Source organism: Amycolatopsis stemonae, assembly GCF_054781455.1.
Window position 1 is genome coordinate 406,509 of the sequence record NZ_BAAGUJ010000008.1, and the last position, 19,709, is coordinate 426,217.

Below are 19,709 nucleotides of genomic sequence, written 5' to 3' on the forward strand. Positions count from 1 at the left end.
GCACATCCCTTTCGAATTTCCAGCGGAGGTCCCACGTGGAGGTCAAGATCGGCATCAAGGACACGCCGCGCGAGCTGGTGGTGTCCAGTGGCCAGTCTCCCGAAGAGGTGGAGAAGCTGGTCGCCGAGGCCCTGACGGCCGGTGACGGGCTCTTCCGCATCAACGACGAGAAGGGACGCAAGTACATCGTCCCGTCCGACCGCATCGCGTACGTCGAGATCGCCCCGTCCGACGTCCGCAAGGTCGGCTTCGGCGTCGGCGACTGACTCGTAGCCCGTTCGGAGGCCACCCCGGGACGTCCCCGGGGTGGCCTTCGTGCGTCCGGGGTTCACCGGATCGGTCGGTTCTCCTTGGTGTGTCGCGATTCCGGCCCTTAGCTTCGGCATCCGATCCGGTGTCACAGGACCCGGACGGGACACCCCCGGGAGCTACCAGCATGACCACTGTCGAGCCGTTGGCCGGCGATGTGGCGGACCTCGTGCGGACCACCCTTTCCGCGCACAAAGCGCTGTTCCTCGCCACTTCGGGCAGCGACGGCCCCTGGGTCGGCGGCGTGTACTTCGCCGAGAGCGGGCCGTTCACGCTGAACCTGGTGCTCGAGGACCGCGGCCGCACGCTGGCCGCCGTCCGGGAGAACCCGGTCGTGTCGGTGGTGGTCTCGACGGGCTCGCCGATGCAGCCGTTCCTGCAGGCCCAGGCGCTCGCGGAGGTCGTCCCGGCCGAAGACGACCCGCTGGTGCGCGAGCTGCTCGTCGCGAAGGTGCCGGAGGCGGAGCCGTTCCTCGGCGCCCCGGTCACGGCGATCCGGCTGAGCGTGCGGAAGTGGCGCGCGACGGACATCCCGAACGGCTGGCTGCCGGGCCGCGAGCTGCCCGGGCCGCGCACCTCCTGAGCCGGCCGGTGCGGCCGCCGCGCGGGGTGGCCGCCCCGGCTCCGAAGTCCGTGAATGGCACATCGAGGGACTTCAAGTCCCTCGATGTGCCATTCACGGCGTTTCTCAGGCGTTGAGTTCTTCCAGGGTCGTCGGCACGGGGAACGGCGGAGTGCTCGTGCCCATGATCCGGTAGCGGCCCCACGGGTCCGGGTCGGAGAGCTCACCCGTCGCCGAGTGGGTGCCGGCCTGGATGGTGACCGGCTTCTTCTTGCCGCCCGCCAGCTTCGTCAGCTCGTCGTTGACCGCCACCCGGCCGTACCAGCGGTAGTAGCCGTCGATCGGCTGGAAGTAGCCGCGCAGCTCGACCGTCGCCGTCAGCGAAACGCCGTCGACCACCAGCGTCGCTTCGCCGCTGTAGCCGTCTTCGTCGTGCTCACTCATGACGTTTCCTCCAGCGACTCCGAAGCGCGGCCCAGCTGGACCACCTTGTTGGCTTCCAGGGGCTGGTTCGGGTCGATGACCACGCCGTTCTGGCGGGTCAGCCCGTCGATGGCCGCCCAGATGATCTGCGTCAGGTACTCCACGACCGCGTCGCGGCCCATCGAGCGGCGGTCCAGCCACCACTCGCCGGTGTTCTGGACCATGCCGACGATGCCGTGCGCCCACGGCTCGGCCGCGCCGGAGTCCATGTTGAACATCCGCATGTAGTCGCCGAGCAGCGCGGTGAGCGCCGTCGCGATCAGTTCCTTGTCCTCGGCCACGACGTCCGAGCCGGCCGGCTTCTCCGGACGGCCGTGCGCGAGCAGCCGGTACAGGTTCGGGTGTTCCTCGATGACCGTGAAGAACGCGTCGAGCGCCATCCGGATCCGCGGCACCGGCGCGAGTTCGGCGTTGATCGCGGGGATCAGCCGCTCGAAGAGGATCTCCGTGCCGCGCTGGCCGAGGGCGACGTACAGATCGGCCTTGTCGTCGAAGTGCCGGTACAGCACGGGTTTCGTGACGCCCGCCTCCGCGGCGACGTCCTCCATGCCGAGGTCCGGGCCGTGCGTGTCGAGCGCCCGCAGCGCGGCTTCGACGAACTCCTTGCGCCGCGCGATCCGGTGCTTGCGCCAGCGGTCGCGCCGGGCGTCGCCGGTCGCCTCCTCGTCGCGGGAAGACGACCTGGACTGCTTGCCGGAGCGCTTGACACGTTCGATCACCCGGGTCATGCTACCAGAGGTAACTGTTACCTCAAGTTACATGTTGCGGAAGGGGTGTCGGCGATGACGCGGACGCTGAAGGAACCGGATCGCGAGAAGACCGCGGACCGCCTGCTGAAGTCCTCGGCGAACAAGTTCTACGACCCCGACGTCGACATCGACTGGACGGCGCCGCTGGTCGAGGGCAAGCGCTTCATCCTCGATGAGCGCTCCTCGCTGTACGGCACCGAACTCTGGGACAAGCTGACCTCCGAGCAGCGCATCGAGCTGGGCAAGCACGAGGTCGCGAGCGTCGCGACGACCGGGCTCTGGTTCGAGATCCTCCTGATGCAGATGCTGCTCAAGGAGGTCTACGAAGAGGACCCGACGTCCGCGCACGCCCAGTTCGCGCTCACCGAGATCGCCGACGAGTGCCGGCACTCGACGATGTTCGCGCGGATGGCGTCGCGGATCGGCTGCCCCGCCTACGGCCCGGTGCCGTGGCTGCGGAAGCTGGCGAAGCTGATGCCGTCGATCTCCTACGGCCCGGCGCGCTACGGCGCGATCCTGGTCGCCGAGGAGGTCCTGGACCGGCTGCAGCGCGAGCAGATGAACGACGAGGGCGTCCAGCCGCTGGTCCGCATGGTCAACCGGATCCACGTGCTCGAAGAGGCCCGCCACGTCACCTTCGCCCGCGAAGAGGTCACGCGCGGGATGGCGAAGCTGTCGAAGGCCGAGATCGCCTACCAGCAGTTCATCATCGCGCTGATCTCGTACTTCGTGACGCGGGCGTTCATCAACCCGAACGTCTACAAGGCGGTCGGCATCCGGCCGCGTGACGGTGTCGAAGCGGCCCTGAACAACCCGCACTGGCAGGGGACGATCGCGTGGGCCGGGGAGAAGATCATGCCGTTCCTGGAGGAGTCCGGCCTGGTCGGGCTGCCCGGGAAGTACTTCTGGCGCAAGTCGTTCCTGCTCCCGGCGGGCCGATGACGACCGCGTCGCGGCTCCGGGACCCGTCGATCGAGCACCGGTTCGTCGCGAGCGACGGCGCCGCGCTGCACGTCTCGCAGACCGGGCCGGCGGACTCCGCGGTCACCTTGGTGCTGGTGCACGGCTGGACGCAGGACCACCGGACCTGGGACTTCGTGCTGCCGCACCTCGACCCCGGCGTGCGCGTGCTGCGCTACGACCTGCGCGGCCACGGCGGTTCGGCACACGCCCGGCGGGGCTCGGCGACGATCGCGCGGCTCGCGGACGACCTCGCCGAGCTGGTCGCCGACCGCGTCCCGGCCGGACCCCTGGTCCTGGCCGGGCACTCGATGGGCGGCATGACGCTCATGGTGCTGGCCGAACGGCACCCGGCGCTCGTCCGGGAGCGGCTGGCCGGGGCGGCGTTCGTCGCGACGTCGTCGGGGGACATGGACCAGCTGACGCTCGGCTTCCCGGGCCTGGCCGGGCGCAGCGTCACGCGCTTCGAACCGCGGCTGGCCCGCCTGCTGGCGGGGCTCCGGAGCGAGACGCTGCGGATGCGGCCGGGCATGGTCCGCTCGGGCGCCCGCAAGCTCGTGTTCGGCGACCGGCCCGGCCGGGCCGAGGTGGACAGCGTCGTCGACCAGCTGCTGTGCGCGCACCCGGCGAGCGCGGGCCTGTTCCTGGACGCGATCGCGGCCCACCGCGGCGTCGGCGGGCTGGGCGCCCTGTGCGACGTGCCGTCGGTGGTGCTGGCGGGGGAGAAGGACCGGCTCTGCCCGCTGGCGCACGCCAAGGTGATCGCCGAAGAGCTGCCGCACGCCGAGTTCGTCCGCTACCCCGGCGCGGGCCACATGCTGCCGCAGGAACGCCCCTACGAAGTGGCGCGCCGCATCTCCGCCCTGGTCCGCGCCGCCGCCCGCTGACCGGCCCCGGCACTTTCCCGGGAAAGTGCCGGGGTCAGCGGGTCAGGAGTCCTTGAGCGGGAAGCCGCCGCCGATGCCGCGCCAGGCCAGGTTGGCCGTCAGCGCCACCGCTTCCTCGCGGCTCATCGACTGGTGGTGCTGCAGCCAGAACCGGGCGCTGACCTGGCTCATCCCGACCAGCCCGACGGCCAGCAGCCGCGCCTTGTCCTCGTCGAGGCCCGCGTCCGCCGTGATCGTCTCGGTGATCGCGTCCACGCTCGCCGACGTCGCGCGGTCGACCGCTTCCTGGACCGCCGGCTCGCCGCGCAGGTCGGACTCGAACACCATCCGGAACGCGCCCGCGTCCTCGCTGACGAAGTCGAAGAACGCGCCGACCGTGGCCGGGACGCGCTGCTTGTTCTCCGTCGTCGAGTCCAGCGCGTTCTGCACGCGCTTCACCAGCTCGTCGACGTGGCTCTCGAGCAGCGCGATGTACAGGTCGAGCTTGCCGGGGAAGTGCTGGTAGAGCACCGGCTTGCTGACGCCCGCGACCTCGGCGATCTCGTCCATGGCGGCGGCGTGGTAGCCGTTCTCGGCGAAGACCCGCTGCGCCGCGGCGAGGAGCTGGGCCCGCCGTTCCGTCCGGGGCAGGCGCACCCCACGTTGCTGCAGCCGCGTCATCTCCGTCATGCTCTTCCTCCCGTCATCACACCTTCGACGGGCGGGGTCGCCACCGCGTGAAGTCGCCCTGAAGATTACTCGCCGGTACGTGTGCCGTGCCAAGGGTCGGGCATTCTGGATCCGTGAACACCCCCGTGAAGGCGCGGGCGCCGCTGACCCACGTGCCCCTTTCGACCAGGGAACTGCCGTCCCTCGACCCGATCCTGCCGCCGTGGCCGGCGACGTTCGAAGAGGTCGGCACGGCCCGGCTGCACGTCCGCCGCACGCCGGGCCCGGACGGCGTCCCGGCCGTGTACGTGCACGGCCTCGGCGGCTCGTCGACGAACTGGACCGACCTGGCCGCGCTGCTCGCGCCGGTCGCCGGCGGCACCGCGCCCGACCTGCCCGGCTTCGGCTACTCCGAGCCCGAGGCGGGGTTCGACTTCAGCCTCCAAGCGCACGCGGACGTCGTCGCGCGGCACATCGAGGACGTCGGCGCGCCGGTGCACCTGCTCGGCAACTCGATGGGCGGGGCGATCGCGCTGCTCATCGCCGAACGGCGCCCGGAGCTGGTCAAGACCCTGACGCTCATCTCGCCCGCGATGCCGGACCGCCGCCTCGACCCGCGGCGGCTGTCGGACCCGCGGATGGCGCTCGCCTACCTGCCGCTGGTCGGCGCCCGCGTGCGGGCGCAGCTGGCCGCGCTCGGTCCGCGGGAACGCGCCGCGCAGGTGATCAAGCTGTGCTTCGCCGACCCGTCGCGGTTCCCGGAGCAGCGGCTCGACGAGCTGGAGCAGGAGCACGGTGCCCGGGCGGGGTTCGCCTGGGCCGCGCCGGCGATGGCGCGCAGCACGTTCGCGATCTTCCGGGCTTGGTCGACGCTCGGGAAGGCGTCGCTGTGGTCGGCCGCGCCGCGCGTCCGGGCGCCGACGCTGGTGGTGTGGGGCCGGGACGACCGGGTCATCTCCGTGCGGCGCGCGATGCGGACGGCGAAGGTGATCCCGGCCGCGCGGTTGCTGGTGCTCCCGAGGACCGGGCACGTGGCGCAGATGGAACGGCCGATCGTCGTCGCGAAGGCGGTCCTGGGCATGTGGGAGCACGTGGAAGCCGGGACCTGGTAACCCGAAAGGGTGACAACTGATCGCCGGGTCATCCGCCAGTCGCCGATAACGGTTCGGTGGCGCTGTGGCACCCTGGTGCGGTGGATCGGGTGAAGCAGGACGCGCGAGGCGAAGATCGGCGGTCACCTCACCGCGCGTCGGCCCGCCGCTCGACCCACAGCTCCGCGGAGCCCGAGGACCCGCCGCGGACCGGGCAGTACCGCCCGGCCAAGCCGCAGGCCCAGCGCATCGGCGAAGACCGCTACCGCCCGGGTGGCCGGCGGACCGCCGCCGAGCCGCTGAGCGCCTCCTGGAAGCCGCACGACCCGGAAAGCCGGGAGCCGAAGAAGGAGCCGCCGGCGAAGTCCGGCATCGCGAAGCTCACCAAGACCTACGGCTGGCGCGTCTACGCCCTGCCGATCCTCGTCGTGCTGACCGTGCTCGTCGTGGTCAACACGGCCAACAGCCCGGCCGAGCCGATCGCCGAGCAGGGCGCCGCCAACGGCATCGAGTCCGCGGGCGGCGACGCGGCGGGCGGCGCCATCGACGGCAACGGCGAGCAGACCATCCCGGAGAACCCGGCCACCCCGGTCGACCTCAAGGTGCCGACCGCCGACCTGCCCGACGGCGGCCCGTTCACGCAGGCCGGCGCCGGCAAGTGGCACGTCGTGGCCGGCAGCGGCCCGAAGGTCGGCACCGGGAAGCTGTACACCTACACCGTCGAGGTGGAGGACGGGATCGACCCGGCGAGCTACGCGGGTGACGACGCCTTCGCGACCGCCGTCCAGGGCACTCTGTCCGATCCCAAGAGCTGGACGTGGGACGGCAAGATCGCGCTGCAGCGCGTCGACGCCAACTTCCCCAACCCGTCCTTCAGGGTGAGCCTCACCACGCCCGAGACCACGCACCGGGCCGACGCCTGCGGGTTCCAGATCACCTTCGAGGCGTCCTGCTACCGCAAGAGCCTCGGCCGCGTGCTGATCAACCTGTCCCGCTGGGTGCGCGGCGCCAAGGCGTTCGGCGCCGACATGACCGGGTACCGGCAGTACGCCATCAACCACGAGGTCGGGCACGCCCTGGGCAACCAGCACGTCGGGTGCGGCGGCAACGACCAGCCCGCGCCGGTGATGATGCAGCAGTCGTTCGGCGTCGCCGACGACTACGTCTCGATGCTCAACGACATCCCCGGCGGCGACAAGGGCAAGGTGGCCAAGGACGGCCGCGTCTGCAAGCCCAACGCCTGGCCGAACCCGTCGGCGAAGACCCAGCAGTAGCGCGTCCCACCATCCGGACGCGGGAAGGTCTATTTGCCTGCGCGCGTTGTGCATAGTGGGATGGACGCGATCCGCGCGCGAGATGGAGGACCAATGTCAGCACTGCCGCCGCTCGTCGAGCCGGCTGCCGAGCTCACCAAGGAAGAGGTGGCCCGGTACAGCCGTCACCTGATCATCCCGGACGTCGGGGTGAGCGGGCAGAAGCGGCTGAAGAACGCGAAGGTCCTGGTGATCGGGGCCGGCGGCCTCGGCAGCCCCGCGCTGCTGTACCTGGCCGCGGCCGGGGTCGGCACGCTCGGCATCGTCGACTTCGACGTCGTGGACGAGTCGAACCTGCAGCGCCAGGTCATCCACGGCCAGTCCGACGTCGGCAAGCTCAAGGCCGCGTCCGCGCAGGAGTCGATCGCGGAGATCAACCCGCTGGTCAAGGTGCACCTGCACACCGACCGGCTGGACTCGTCGAACGCGCTCGAGATCTTCGAGCAGTACGACCTGATCGTCGACGGCACCGACAACTTCGCGACGCGCTACCTGGTCAACGACGCCGCCGTGATCCTCGGCAAGCCGTACGTCTGGGGCTCGATCTTCCGGTTCGAGGGCCAGGTCAGCGTGTTCTGGGAGGACGCGCCGAACGGCAAGGGCCTCAACTACCGCGACCTCTACCCGGAGCCGCCGCCCCCGGGCATGGTGCCCTCCTGCGCCGAGGGTGGCGTGCTGGGTGTGCTGTGCGCGTCCATCGGCTCGATCATGGTGACCGAGGCGATCAAGCTCATCACCGGCATCGGCGAGCCGCTGCTCGGGCGGCTCATCAGCTACGACGCGCTGGAGATGAAGTACCGCGAGGTCAAGATCCGCAAGGACCCGGACACCCCGAAGATCACCGAGCTGATCGACTACGAGGCGTTCTGCGGTGTCGTGTCGGACGAAGCCGCTTCGGCGGCGTCGGGCAGCACGATCACCCCGGCCGAGCTCAAGGCCAAGTTCGACAGCGGCGAGAACTTCGCGCTGATCGACGTCCGCGAGCCGCACGAATACGAGATCGTCAACATCAAGGGCGCGACGCTGATCCCGAAGGACCGGATCCTCTCGGGCGAGGCGCTGGCGGAGCTGCCGCAGGACAAGCCGATCGTCCTGCACTGCAAGTCCGGTGCCCGGTCCGCCGAGGCCCTCGCCGCGCTGCACGCGGCCGGGTTCAAGGACGCGACGCACCTCGGTGGCGGCGTCCTCGCCTGGGCCAAGCAGATCGACCCGAGCCTGCCGACCTACTGACAGTCGCTCTTCCCCGAGGGGCACCCCGCCGGCTCCCAAGGCCGAAGGGGTGCCCCTCGTGGCGTTTCGTCCGAGTCCTAAAACACTGCGTGACCAGCGCGTCTTCTCGTTCGTGGACCACCCGGCCGGGTACCGTGACCCGTTGTGCGGACAACCCTCGAACGTCCTCCGGCGCACGTCTGCGCGGCCTTCGGCGGCGTTGACGACGGCAGCGAGCCGATGCCGGGCTCGACGGCGTGGCGCTGCGGAGACCTCGTGTTCAAGCCGGTCACCGACAAGGCCAAGACCCTGTGGACGGCCCGCGCGCTCGACTACGCCGACGAGCCGGGCCTGCGGGTCGCGAAGCCGGTCCGCTCCAGCGACGGCCGCTGGATCGTCGGCGGCTGGACGGCGTCGCGGTTCGTCGCCGGCACGCCGGAACACCGCGGCGACGCGTCGGTGCTCGCGGCGGTGAAGCTGCACCGCGCGACCATCGGCCTGCCCCGGCCGGACTTCATCTCCGGCCGTCGCGACGTCGACGCGATCGCGGACCGCGTGGCGTGGGAAGAGCTCGAGGTCCCGCTCGAGGAGACGAAGGGCGGCCGCTGGTTCGAGGTCCTCGCGGGTGCCCGCCGCCCGATCCGCCTGCCGTCGCAGGTGGCGCACGGCGAGCTGCTGGCCGGCCTGCTGTTCGACGGCGACGCGGCCCCGGGCGTGGTGGACTTCGTCCCGTACTACCGCCCGGGCGAGTACGGCGCGGCCATCGTCGCGGTGGACGCCCTGGCCTGGGGCGGCGCGACCCGGGAGCTGCTGGAGCGGTGGGCGCACCTGCCGGAGTGGCCGCAACTGCTGCTGCGCGCGGTGTTGTTCCGGTTGGCGGCCAATGCGCTGAACCCGCGGTCGACGCAGGCCTCGTTGGACGGCTTGCGGATGGCGGCCCGTGAGGTGAGCGGCGTCCTGTGACGGGGGCCACGCACCTCACCGCCGGGGGCCCGTGAGTCCCGCCGCAATGTCAACTGCCTGAAACATTCGGTCGATTCCGAGTAACACGGCCTCCTTAGCGTCAGGGCGTTCCCGCTGACCGAGGAGGTGCCCGTGCCGCAGGTCGACACCCATTGCCCGTACTGCGCGTTGCAGTGCGGCATGCGCCTCGACGGCGTCCGCGTGACGCAGCGGGACTTCCCGGTGAACGCCGGCGGCCTGTGCCAGAAGGGCTGGACTTCGGGCAGCCTCCTCACGTCGCCGCGGCGGCTGACCACCCCGATGATCCGCGTCGACGGCGCGCTCGAACCCGTCAGCTGGGACTTCGCCCTCGACTTCGTCGCGCGCAAGCTGCAGGAGATCCAGCGGGAAAACGGCCCGGACGCCGTCGCGGTCTTCGGTGGCGGCGGGCTGACCAACGAGAAGGCCTACCTGCTCGGCAAGTTCGCCCGGGTCGCGCTCGGGACGTCGCAGATCGACTACAACGGCCGGTTCTGCATGTCGTCGGCCGCCGCGGCCGGGATCAAGGCCTTCGGGGCGGACCGCGGGATGCCGTTCCCCGTCACCGATCTCAAGGGCGCCGACGTCGTGCTGCTCGCCGGGGCGAACCCGGCCGAGACGATGCCGCCGTTCACCCGGCACCTGCGGGGCGCCGATCTGATCGTCGTCGACCCGCGGCGCACGCCGACGGCCGAGCTGGCGACCCTGCACCTCGCGCCCGCGCCCGGCACCGATCTCGCACTGGCGCTGGGGATCCTGCACGCGGTCGTCGAAGGCGGCCACCTCAACCAGTCCTATGTGGATGATCGGACGTGCGGCTTCGACGCGGTGTGGCGGATCGCCGCGAGCTGGTGGCCGGAACGCGCCGAACGCGTCACCGGCGTCCCGGCCGCCGACATGCGCCTCGCCGCCGCCAAGCTCGCCGGCGCGCGCAACGCCTACGTCCTCACCGCCCGCGGCACCGAGCAGCACGCCACCGGCACCGCGAACGTCGGCGGCTGGATCAACCTCGCGCTCTCACTCGGCCTGCCGGGCCGGGAGGGCTCCGGTTACGGCTGCCTCACCGGCCAGGGCAACGGCCAGGGCGGCCGCGAGCACGGCCAGAAAGCCGACCAGCTGCCCGGCTACCGCAAGCTCGACGACCCGGCCGCGCGCGAGTACGTCGCCGGCGTCTGGGGCGTCGACCCGGACAGCCTGCCCTGGCCCGGCCGCTCGGCCACCGAACTCCTCGAAGCGCTCGGCACCGAGGACGGCCCGAGGGCGCTGATGGTGTTCGGCAGCAACGTGGTCGTCTCGGCTCCGCGTGCCCAGCGCGTCCAAAATCGACTGTCCGCTCTGGACTTCCTGGTTGTCGCGGACTTCGTCCTCTCGGAGACCGCGGCCATGGCCGACGTCGTCTTCCCGGTGACGCAGTGGGCCGAGGAGAGCGGCACGCTGACCAACCTCGAAGGCCGGGTTCTCCTGCGCCGCAAGGCGCTGGACCCGCCTCCCGGCGTCCGGTCCGATCTGGACGTCCTCAACGGACTCGCGGCGCGGCTGGGGCGGTCAGGCTTCCCGGCCGACCCCGAGGCGGTGTTCGAGGAGCTGCGGATCGCGTCCAAGGGCGGTGTCGCCGACTACTCCGGCGTCACCTACGACCGGCTGCGCGACGGCGAGGCCCTCCACTGGCCGGTTCCGTCGCCGGAACACCCTGGCACGCCCCGGATGTTCCTCGACGCCTTCGCGCATCCGGACGGCCGCGCCCGGTTCACCCCGGTCGAGCACACCGGCCCCGCCGAACTGCCCGACGACGAGTTCCCGCTGCAGGCCACCACCGGGCGAGTCCTGCAGCACTACCAGTCGGGCGCGCAGACCCGGCTGATCCAGGAGCTGAACGACGTCGTCCCGGACGTGTACGTCGAGGTGCACCCGGACACCGCCAAGCGTGCCGGGCTCGAGGAAGGCGACCGGGCGCGGATCCGGTCCCGTCGCGGCGAGACGTTCGCGCGCGTCCGGTTCGTCCCGAGTCTCAAGCCGGACCTCGTCTTCCTGCCGTTCCACTTCCCCGGTGAGCAGCGCGCGAACCTGGTCACCAACCCGGCGCTCGACCCGGTCAGCCGGATGCCGGAGTTCAAGGTGTGTGCCGTGTCCCTGTCTACCGTGGATGGTGCCGCATGAGTCCCCGTGACGTCGTCATCGTCGGGTACGGCATGGCCGGTGCCCGGCTGGCCGACGACATCCGGCGCCGTGATCCGGTCGCCGAACGCGTCCGGCTGACCGTGCTCGGCTCGGAGAAGCACGCCGCCTACAACCGCATTCTGCTGTCGGCCGTCGTCGCCGGGGGGATGAGTGCCGAGAGCGTCCGGCTGCACGACGACGAGTGGGCCACCCGGCACGACATCGACCTCCGGCTCGGCGTCGACGTCACCCGGATCGACCGCGAGAAGCGCTGCGTGGAACTGACCGACGGGTCCACTGTGGACTACGACGCGCTCGTGCTGGCCACGGGGGCCAACCCGTGGATCCCGCCCGTCGAAGGCCTCGAAGCCGGGCCGGGCGTGGTCGCGTTCCGGAGTCTCGACGACTGCGCCAAGATCCTCGACGCCGCCCGCCACGGCGCGCCGGTCGCCGTCCTCGGTGGCGGCCTGCTCGGCCTCGAAGCCGCCCGCGGTCTGGCCGGGCGCGGGAACCAGGTGACCGTCGTGCACCCGCTGGGGCACGTCATGGAACGCCAGCTCGACCCGGCCGCCGGGCACGTGCTGGCCCGGCAGCTCACCGGCATGGGCGTCACCTTCAAGTTCGGCGCCACCGCCGCCCGTTACCTGCCCGGCGACGGGCTCAAGCTCGACGACGGCACGCTCGTCCCGGCCGACCTGGTCGTCGTGGCCGCCGGAGTCCGCGCCGAGACGAGCCTGGCCGAGGACGCCGGCCTCGACGTCGACCGGGGCATTCTCGTCGACGACGTCCTGCGCAGCAGCGACGGCCGGATCCACGCGCTCGGCGACTGCGCCCGGCACCCCGGCGCGCCCGCCGGGCTGATCCAGCCGGCGTGGGAGCAGGCCGAGGTGCTCGCCGACGTCCTGACCGGCACGAACGCGGCCGCCCGCTACCGCGGCACCACGGCCGTCACCCGGCTCAAGGCCCGCGGGATCGACCTCGCGGCCCTGGGCGAAACGCAGCTCGACGCCGATACCCCGGACGCCGAGGTGCTGACCTTCAACGACCCCACCGGCGGGCGCTACGGCAAGCTCGTCGTCCGCGAAAACCGCGTCACCGGGGCGATCCTGCTCGGCCTGCCCGACGCGGCCGCCTCGATCACCCAGTTCCACGACCGCGGCACGCCGCTGCCGGAAGACCGGCTCGCGGTGCTGCTCGGCCGCGCGCTGCCCCACGGCAGCGCCCAGGCGGCCGGCCCGGCCGACCTGCCCGCCGCGACGGTGATCTGCCGCTGCACCAACGTCACCAAGAGCCGCCTGGTCGAGGCCTGGAAGGCCGGGGCCACCGACACTCCCGCACTGGCGCGGGCCACGCGGGCCACCACGGGCTGCGGCGGCTGCACGGACACCGTCGGCGGCATCGCGAACTGGCTCGCGGCGCAATGAACCCGTACGACAAGGAGACCGCGATGGCCCACCGAGGCAAGCACTGGATCGAGCACTGGGAGCCCGAGAACGAGGAGTTCTGGGCGTCCACCGGCAAGAAGATCGCCCGCCGCAACCTCTGGTTCTCCGTGTTCGCCGAGCACATCGGCTTCTCGATCTGGACACTGTGGTCGGTCATCGTCCTGTTCATGGGCAAGGACTACGGCTTCGACGCCGCCGACAAGTTCCTGCTCGTCTCGACGCCGACGCTGGTCGGCGGCGTGATGCGGCTGCCCTACACCTTCGCCGTGGCGAAGTTCGGCGGTCGCAACTGGACGGTCGTCAGCGCGGCCCTGCTGCTCATCCCGACGATCCTGGCCGCGGTCGTGCTGCACCCCGGCACGTCGCTCGGCACGTTCCTGCTGGTGGCGGCGCTCGGCGGTGTCGGCGGTGGCAACTTCGCGTCGTCCATGACGAACATCAACACGTTCTACCCGGAGAAGCACAAGGGCTGGGCGCTCGGCCTCAACGCCGGCGGCGGCAACCTCGGCGTCGCGGCGATCCAGCTCGTCGGGCTCCTGGTGATCGGCACGGCGGGCGCGACCGCGCCGCGGATCGTGCTCTACGTCTACGTCCCGCTGATCGTCGTCGCCGCGCTGTGCGCGTACTTCTACATGGACAACCTGGCCACGGTGAAGGGCGACACCAAGGCGATGCGCGAGGTTGTCAAGGACCCGCACACCTGGGTGATGTCGTTCCTCTACGTCGGCACGTTCGGCTCGTTCATCGGCTACAGCTTCGCGTTCGGCCTGGTGCTGCAGAACCAGTTCGGCCGCAGCCCCCTGCAGGCGGCCGCGGTGACGTTCCTCGGCCCGCTGCTCGGCTCGCTTTCGCGGCCGGCGGGCGGCTGGCTCGCCGACCGGATCGGCGGCGGCAAGATCACCTTCTACACCTTCATCGGCATGGCGCTGGCGACGGTCGTGCTCATCCTGGCCTCGACGTCGAAGTCCCTCGCGTTGTTCACGGTCGCGTTCATCGTGCTGTTCGTGCTCACCGGCGTCGGCAACGGTTCGACGTACAAGATGATCCCGGCGATCTTCCGCGCGAAGGCGAAGGTGGCGATCGCCAACGGCGCCGAGGAGGCGGCCGAGCTGCTCAAGGCCCGTCGCCTGTCGGGTGCGCTGATCGGCCTGGCGGGAGCGATCGGCGCCGAAGGCGGCCTGTTCATCAACCTCGCGTTCCGCCAGTCGTTCGCCGACACGAAGAGCGGTGTGCCCGCCTTCGTCGGGTTCCTCGTCTTCTACGGGCTGTGCTTCGCCGTCACCTGGGCGGTCTACCTGCGCAAGCCCGCCGAACAGCCCACGAGTGAGCGCGGTCTGGCGCTCGCGGGAGCGGAGGTCTGAGATGCCCACCCTGGTCGTCGCCGGACACGGCATGGTCGCCCACCGGCTCGTGGAGGCGGTGCGTGCGGAAGACCCTTCGGGGAACTGGCACGTGGTCGTCCTGTCGGAGGAGCCGCGCCCGGCGTACGACCGGGTGGCGCTCACGTCCTATGTGGACACCTGGGACCCGGCGGCCCTCGCCCTGCCCGGCTCGGACTACGCGGACGACCCGCACGTCGACCTGCGGCTCGGCGAGCTGGTCACCTCGCTGGACCGGACCGCCCGGACGGTCACCACGGCCTCCGGTGCTGTCCTCTCCTACGACGCGCTGGTCCTGGCCACCGGCTCGCGGCCGTTCGTGCCGCCGGTCCCCGGGCACGACCTGCCCGGCTGCTTCGTCTACCGGACCATCGAAGACCTCGACGCGATCCGCGCGGCGGCCGTCGGAAAGCCCGGCCGCGGGCGGCGCTCGGCCGTCGTCATCGGCGGTGGCCTGCTCGGCCTGGAAGCCGCGAAGGCGTTGCGGGACATGGGACTCTCCCCGCACGTCGTCGAGATGGCGCCGCGGCTGATGCCGCTGCAGGTCGACGAAGGCGGCGGCTCGCTGCTGCGGCGGCTCATCACGAACCTCGACGTGACCGTCCACACGGGAACGTCGACCGACGCCATCGAAGCCGACGGCTCGCGGCTGCTGGCCAAGCTCGGCAACGGCACCGAGCTGGACGTCGACCTCGTCGTGTTCTCGGCGGGCGTCCGGCCGCGCGACGACCTCGCGCGGCAGTCCGGCCTCGAAGTCGGCCCGCGGGGCGGTGTGCTGACCGACGCGTCCTGCCGCACGAGCGACCCGGCGGTCTACGCGATCGGCGAATGCGCCGCGGTCGACGGGCGCGTCTACGGCATCGTGGCACCCGGGTACGCGATGGCGGAGATCGTCGCCGCGCAGCTCACCGGGGGTTCGGGGACGTTCCCGGAGCCGGACACGTCCACCAAGCTGAAGCTGATGGGTGTCGACGTCGCGTCGTTCGGCGACGCGCACGCCCAGGCCGAAGGCGCGCTGGAAGTCGCGGTCAACGACGCGGTCGCCGGGACGTACAAGAAGCTCGTGGTCACCGACGACGGCAAGACACTGCTCGGCGGTGTGCTCGTCGGCGACGCGACCGAGTACAACACGCTGCGCGCGCTGGTCGGGCGGCCGCTGCCGGCCGAGCCGGGCGCGATCCTCGCCCCGGCGGGCGGGGGCGCGGCGGTCGGCGTCGACGCGCTGCCGGACGCGGCCCAGATCTGTTCGTGCAACGCGGTTTCCAAGGGCACGATCACCCGGGCGATCCACGAAGACGGCTGCGACTCGGTGCCGAAGGTCAAGGCGTGCACCCGCGCCGGCACCGCGTGCGGCTCGTGCGTCCCGCTGCTCGGCAAGCTGCTGACGGCGTGCGGGGTCGAGCAGTCGAAGGCCGTCTGCGAGCACTTCCCGCAGTCGCGCGCGGAGCTGTTCGAGATCGTCCAGGCCACCCGGATCACGACGTTCAGCGAGCTGATCGGCCGCTACGGCACGGGCAGCGGCTGCGCGGTCTGCAAGCCCGCGGTGGCGTCCATCCTGGCCACCCTCGGCAACGGGCACGTCCTCGGCGGCGAGCAGATGACGTTGCAGGACACCAACGACCGGTACCTGGCGAACCTGCAGCGCAACGGCACGTACTCGGTCGTCCCGCGCATCCCCGGCGGCGAGATCACCCCGGACAAGCTGATCGTGATCGGCGAGGTCGCGAAGGACTTCGGGCTGTACACGAAGATCACCGGCGGGCAGCGGATCGACCTGTTCGGCGCCACCGTGGACCAGCTGCCGCTGATCTGGCGCCGGCTGGTCGACGCGGGCTTCGAGTCCGGGCACGCGTACGGCAAGGCGTTGCGCACGGTCAAGTCGTGCGTCGGGTCGACGTGGTGCCGCTACGGCGTGCAGGACAGCGTCGGACTGGCGATCGAGCTGGAGCTGCGCTACCGCGGGCTGCGGTCGCCGCACAAGCTGAAGTCGGCCGTCTCCGGCTGCGCGCGGGAGTGCGCCGAGGCGAGGAGCAAGGACTTCGGGATCATCGCCACGGAGAACGGCTGGAACCTCTACGTCGGGGGCAACGGCGGCACCACCCCGCGGCACGCCGAGCTGCTGGTGTCCGATGTGGACACCGAGACGCTGATCCGCACGATCGACCGGTTCCTCATGTTCTACGTCCGCACGGCCGACCGGCTGCAGCGGACCGCGCCGTGGATCGAGGAGCTGGAGGGCGGGCTCGACCACCTGCGCGCGGTGATCGTCGACGACTCGCTCGGCATCTGCGAAGACCTCGACGCGGCGATGGCCAAGCACGTCGACAACTACGCCGACGAGTGGAAGGGCGTGCTGGAGGACCCAGAAAAGCTGGCGCGGTTCACGTCGTTCGTCAACGCGCCGGGCACGCCCGACCCCGCGATCTCCTTCCGCTCGGAGCGGGAGCAGAAGGTGCCCGTGATGCTGGGAGTACCGGAGGTGCGCCGATGACCACGTCGATCGAACGAACCTGGACGGCGGTGTGCGCCGCGACCGACGTCCCCGAGAACGCCGGAGTCGCCGCGCTGCTCGACGGCGGCGTCCAGGTGGCCGTCTTCCGGCTGCCGGGCGAGCGGCTGTACGCACTGTCCAACTGGGACCCGTGCAGCGGCGCGGCCGTGCTTTCCCGCGGCATCGTCGGTGACGCGGGTGGTGTCCCGGTGGTCGCCTCGCCGGTCTACAAGGAGCGGTTCGCGCTCGACAGTGGACAGTGCCTGGACGCCGAGGGCGTGTCGGTGCCGGTGTACGACGTGCGCGTGCGGGAGGGCGTGGTCGAAGTGGAGAGCCCGTGATGTTGCCGCTGAGCGGTTTCGTGGTCGGCATCACCGCGGCGCGCCGGGCGGACGAGCTCGGCGCGCTGCTCGTGCGCAAGGGGGCGAGCGTCCGCTACGGCCCGGCGATCCGGATCGTCCCGCTGACCGACGACACGGAGCTGCACCAGGCGACGACGGCGTTGCTGGAGACCCCGGTCGACACGGTGGTGGCGACGACGGGCATCGGCTTCCGCGGCTGGCTCGAGGCGGCGGAGGGCTGGGGCCTGGGCGACTCCCTGATCTCGCGCTTTTCCGAGTGCGCGTTGCTGGCGCGCGGGCCGAAGGTGACCGGCGCGATCCGCGCGGCCGGGCTTTCGGAGGCCTACTCGCCGGCGTCGGAAAGCAACGCGGAGTTGTTGCAGCACTTGCTTTCTTCGGGGGTTTCGGGGAAGCGGATCGCGGTGCAGCTGCACGGCGAACCGTTGCCGTACTTCGTGGACGCGCTGCGGGCGGCGGGCGCGGAGGTCATCGAAATCTCGGTGTACCGCTGGGTCGGGCCGGTGGACCCGGCGCCGGTCGACCGCCTGCTGGACGGGGTCCTGGAGGGCTCGATCCACGCGCTGCCGTTCACGAGCGCGCCGGCGGTGGCCTCGCTGATCGCCCTGGCCCGCCGCACCGGCCGGCTCCCGGGCCTGGTCACGGCGTTGTCGGGCCCGGTGGTGGCGGCGTGCGTCGGCCCGATCACGGCGGGCCCCCTGGCGGCCTTGGGGATTCCGACGGTCCAGCCGCACCGGGCGCGGATCGGGGCGCTGGCCCGCACGGTGTCGGAGACGCTGCTGACCCGCTCACCCCGGTTTTCGGCGGGCGGCCGCGCGATCGAACTCCGCGGCCAGGCGGCGGTGGTGGACGGCGAGTGGCACGAAGTGGCCCCGGCACCGATGGCGTTGCTGCGGGCGCTGGCGGCGTCACCGGGCCGGGTGGTGTCCCGTCGCGAGCTGATCTCGGCGTTGCCGGGCGGCGGCGAGGAACACGCGGTGGAGACGGCGATCGGCCGCCTGCGCACGTCTCTCGGCGGCGGCCGGGTGGTCCAGACCGTGGTGAAGCGCGGCTACCGGCTGGCCGTGGACGCCTGAACGGCCCCTTGCGGTGTCCGTGGCGAAGGGGATAACCTATAGCCCAAGCTAGAGGTCATAGCCGAGGGCGGGACTGGTGGACGAGACGCGCGGACCGCAACGACGCCGGCGGGCGGACACCCGGCGGGAGATCCTGGACACCGCCGTCGAGGTCATGGCCGAACGCGGGGTGGCCGGCCTCAGCCTGTCCGAGGTCGCGCGGCGGGTCGGCATCCGGCAACCGTCGCTGTACAAGCACTTCGTTTCGTTGCACGCCGTCTACGACGTGCTGTTCCGGGAGGGGGCGGAGCAGCAGCGAGAGGCGGTGGCCCGGGCGCTGAAGGGGAGGGTGCCCGGGCTGCCTGCCCTGGCCGCGGCGGTCGAGGCGCTCGGCCGGGTCGCCATGGCGCACCCGGTGCACGCCCAGCTCGTCGCGTGGCGGCCGGTGCCGGAGTTCGAGCCGTCCGCCGAAGCGTTCCAGCCGAGTGTCGAGCTGGTCGAGCTGCTGCGCGGGGCGGTGCGCGACGCCGTGGCCGCGGGGGAGCTCGATCCCGGCGCCGACTCCGAGGCCGGCCTCGCCCTGTTGTCGATCGTCGTCACCGGGACGCTGTCGCAGCAGCTCGCGAACGAGCCCGGTGCGGGGTACGAAGCCGGGCGGTTCACGTCGCTGCTGCCCGAGGTTTTCACCATGTTCGTCCGGCACTTCGCCCCGGGAGGGCAGCCATGCGACAGACCCGGACCAGCCACGCCCTGACGATCGCACGCCCGGACCGCGAGGAGGTCGCCCGCGTCGGCCTCGCCGAGCTGGCCGCGTTGGACGTCCTGCTCGGTTCGCTCGGCCCGGACGACGGCCGGCGGCCCACGGCGAGCGGGTGGACCGTGCGCGAGGTGGTCGCCCACCTGGTCGGCCAGCACGCGGAGACGGCGCGACCGTGGACGATCCCCGGCCGGATCCGGGCCGCCCGCAAGCGGTTCCCGGAACTGTCCGCATTGGACGCGCACAACGCGTTGCAGGTGGCGACCTTCTCGCCGCTGTCCGACGAGGCGCTTCGCGCGCTGCTCGCGCGGGTCGGGCCGCGGGCGGTCCGCAGGCGGCGGCGCACCCCGGCGTTCGTCCGGCGGCAGCGCACCGAGCGGTACTTCCCCGGCGAACCGCTGGTCGACCCGGCCATGGCCTACGTGCTCGACGTCCTGTCCAACCGGGACACCTGGCTGCACCGGCTGGAGATCGCCCGCGCGACCGGCCGTCCGTTCGCGGTGAACGACGACGTCGTGGTCATGCAGGTGGCCCGTGACCTCGCCGAGGAGTGGACCGGGCCGCCGCTGGTGCTGGAGCTGGGCGGCGCGTGGCGGCTCGGCGAGGGCGAGCCGGTCGCGTGGGTGCGCGCCGATCCGCTCGACTACCTCTGGCACCTCTCGGGCCGGCCGGGCGACCCGGAATTCGACGTCGACGGCGACCCCGCCGTGGTGGACGCCCTGCGTGCGGCGCGGGTGGTGTTCTAGGTGTTCTGTCCGGGGAGGTTGCGATCGTGGCGACACGTGACCGGATGATCTTGGCATAAGGGAGGGCCTCCGGGTTCGGTGTGGATTGCGACGTCTACACCGATCAACGGAGGCCCTCGTGACCCACG

At 71.7% G+C, this 19,709-nt stretch carries 19 protein-coding genes; 16 read left to right on the forward strand and 3 right to left on the reverse strand.

Annotated features, from left to right (window positions below; translation table 11 throughout):
- Positions 1-35: 35 nt before the first annotated feature.
- Positions 36-266, forward strand: coding sequence for a DUF3107 domain-containing protein (locus tag ACYVLJ_RS29565; protein ID WP_013223016.1), 231 nt, complete (start codon positions 36-38; stop codon positions 264-266).
- A 170-nt stretch (positions 267-436) separates the two neighbouring features.
- Entirely contained in the window at positions 437-892 is a 456-nt protein-coding gene (locus ACYVLJ_RS29570; protein ID WP_451987075.1) for a pyridoxamine 5'-phosphate oxidase family protein, read from the forward strand.
- A gap of 105 nt (positions 893-997) precedes the next feature.
- Here the strand turns inward: ACYVLJ_RS29570 and ACYVLJ_RS29575 are convergent, their stop codons facing one another.
- Entirely contained in the window at positions 998-1,315 is a 318-nt protein-coding gene (locus ACYVLJ_RS29575) for a DUF4873 domain-containing protein (protein ID WP_460441119.1), read from the reverse strand.
- Positions 1,312-2,082 carry a TetR/AcrR family transcriptional regulator gene (locus ACYVLJ_RS29580; protein WP_451987079.1) on the reverse strand — a complete coding sequence of 257 codons (771 nt, stop codon included), beginning with the start codon at positions 2,080-2,082 and terminating at the stop codon, positions 1,312-1,314. The genes ACYVLJ_RS29575 and ACYVLJ_RS29580 overlap by 4 nt, the downstream gene beginning before the upstream one ends.
- A 54-nt stretch (positions 2,083-2,136) precedes the next feature.
- On the opposite strand from ACYVLJ_RS29580, the gene ACYVLJ_RS29585 reads away from it, so the two are divergent.
- Positions 2,137-3,045, forward strand: coding sequence for an AurF N-oxygenase family protein (locus ACYVLJ_RS29585; protein ID WP_460441120.1), 909 nt, complete (start codon positions 2,137-2,139; stop codon positions 3,043-3,045).
- Entirely contained in the window at positions 3,042-3,950 is a 909-nt protein-coding gene (locus ACYVLJ_RS29590) for an alpha/beta fold hydrolase (RefSeq protein ID WP_460441121.1), read from the forward strand. Before ACYVLJ_RS29585 ends, ACYVLJ_RS29590 begins: the two co-directional genes overlap by 4 nt.
- Before the next feature lie 42 nt (positions 3,951-3,992).
- Here the strand turns inward: ACYVLJ_RS29590 and ACYVLJ_RS29595 are convergent, their stop codons facing one another.
- The gene (locus tag ACYVLJ_RS29595) at positions 3,993-4,619 is read right to left on the reverse strand and encodes a TetR/AcrR family transcriptional regulator (protein ID WP_364556813.1); all 627 of its coding nucleotides are present in this window, start codon (positions 4,617-4,619) and stop codon (positions 3,993-3,995) included.
- A gap of 113 nt (positions 4,620-4,732) precedes the next feature.
- Between ACYVLJ_RS29595 and ACYVLJ_RS29600 the strand changes: the two genes are divergently transcribed.
- The 12 genes from ACYVLJ_RS29600 to ACYVLJ_RS29655 all read left to right on the forward strand — a co-directional run bounded on the left by ACYVLJ_RS29600 (position 4,733) and on the right by ACYVLJ_RS29655 (position 19,581).
- Positions 4,733-5,710 carry an alpha/beta fold hydrolase gene (locus tag ACYVLJ_RS29600; RefSeq protein ID WP_460441122.1) on the forward strand — a complete coding sequence of 326 codons (978 nt, stop codon included), beginning with the start codon at positions 4,733-4,735 and terminating at the stop codon, positions 5,708-5,710.
- A gap of 80 nt (positions 5,711-5,790) precedes the next feature.
- Positions 5,791-6,963, forward strand: a complete 1,173-nt coding sequence (locus ACYVLJ_RS29605) for a DUF3152 domain-containing protein (protein WP_451987087.1) — start codon at positions 5,791-5,793, stop codon at positions 6,961-6,963.
- Between the two features lie 93 nt (positions 6,964-7,056).
- Positions 7,057-8,232 (forward strand): adenylyltransferase/sulfurtransferase MoeZ, encoded by a 1,176-nt coding sequence (gene moeZ, locus ACYVLJ_RS29610; protein ID WP_451987089.1) that lies wholly within the window; start codon positions 7,057-7,059, stop codon positions 8,230-8,232.
- 144 nt (positions 8,233-8,376) lie between these two features.
- A complete protein-coding gene (locus ACYVLJ_RS29615; protein WP_460441123.1) occupies positions 8,377-9,174 on the forward strand; it encodes a TIGR02569 family protein in 798 nt (265 codons plus the stop codon).
- 132 nt (positions 9,175-9,306) lie between these two features.
- Complete coding sequence (locus ACYVLJ_RS29620) at positions 9,307-11,349, forward strand: molybdopterin oxidoreductase family protein (protein ID WP_460441124.1); 2,043 nt, start codon at positions 9,307-9,309, stop codon at positions 11,347-11,349.
- Positions 11,346-12,773, forward strand: coding sequence for an FAD-dependent oxidoreductase (locus tag ACYVLJ_RS29625; protein WP_460441125.1), 1,428 nt, complete (start codon positions 11,346-11,348; stop codon positions 12,771-12,773). Before ACYVLJ_RS29620 ends, ACYVLJ_RS29625 begins: the two co-directional genes overlap by 4 nt.
- Positions 12,774-12,796: 23 nt before the next feature.
- Positions 12,797-14,155 carry a nitrate/nitrite transporter gene (locus ACYVLJ_RS29630; protein ID WP_460441126.1) on the forward strand — a complete coding sequence of 453 codons (1,359 nt, stop codon included), beginning with the start codon at positions 12,797-12,799 and terminating at the stop codon, positions 14,153-14,155.
- A 1-nt stretch (position 14,156) separates the two neighbouring features.
- Entirely contained in the window at positions 14,157-16,664 is a 2,508-nt protein-coding gene (gene nirB, locus ACYVLJ_RS29635; RefSeq protein WP_451987099.1) for a nitrite reductase large subunit NirB, read from the forward strand.
- Positions 16,661-17,005 carry a nitrite reductase (NAD(P)H) small subunit family protein gene (nirD, locus tag ACYVLJ_RS29640; protein ID WP_460441127.1) on the forward strand — a complete coding sequence of 115 codons (345 nt, stop codon included), beginning with the start codon at positions 16,661-16,663 and terminating at the stop codon, positions 17,003-17,005. The genes nirB and nirD overlap by 4 nt, the downstream gene beginning before the upstream one ends.
- On the forward strand, positions 17,005-18,099 hold the full coding sequence (locus ACYVLJ_RS29645) for a uroporphyrinogen-III synthase (RefSeq protein WP_451987183.1): 1,095 nt from the start codon (positions 17,005-17,007) through the stop codon (positions 18,097-18,099). The genes nirD and ACYVLJ_RS29645 overlap by 1 nt, the downstream gene beginning before the upstream one ends.
- Before the next feature lie 76 nt (positions 18,100-18,175).
- Positions 18,176-18,832: a TetR/AcrR family transcriptional regulator gene (locus tag ACYVLJ_RS29650; RefSeq protein ID WP_460441128.1), complete on the forward strand. Its 657-nt coding sequence runs from the start codon at positions 18,176-18,178 to the stop codon at positions 18,830-18,832.
- The gene (locus ACYVLJ_RS29655) at positions 18,802-19,581 is read left to right on the forward strand and encodes a maleylpyruvate isomerase mycothiol-dependent enzyme family protein (RefSeq protein ID WP_460441129.1); all 780 of its coding nucleotides are present in this window, start codon (positions 18,802-18,804) and stop codon (positions 19,579-19,581) included. Before ACYVLJ_RS29650 ends, ACYVLJ_RS29655 begins: the two co-directional genes overlap by 31 nt.
- Positions 19,582-19,709 lie beyond the last annotated feature (128 nt).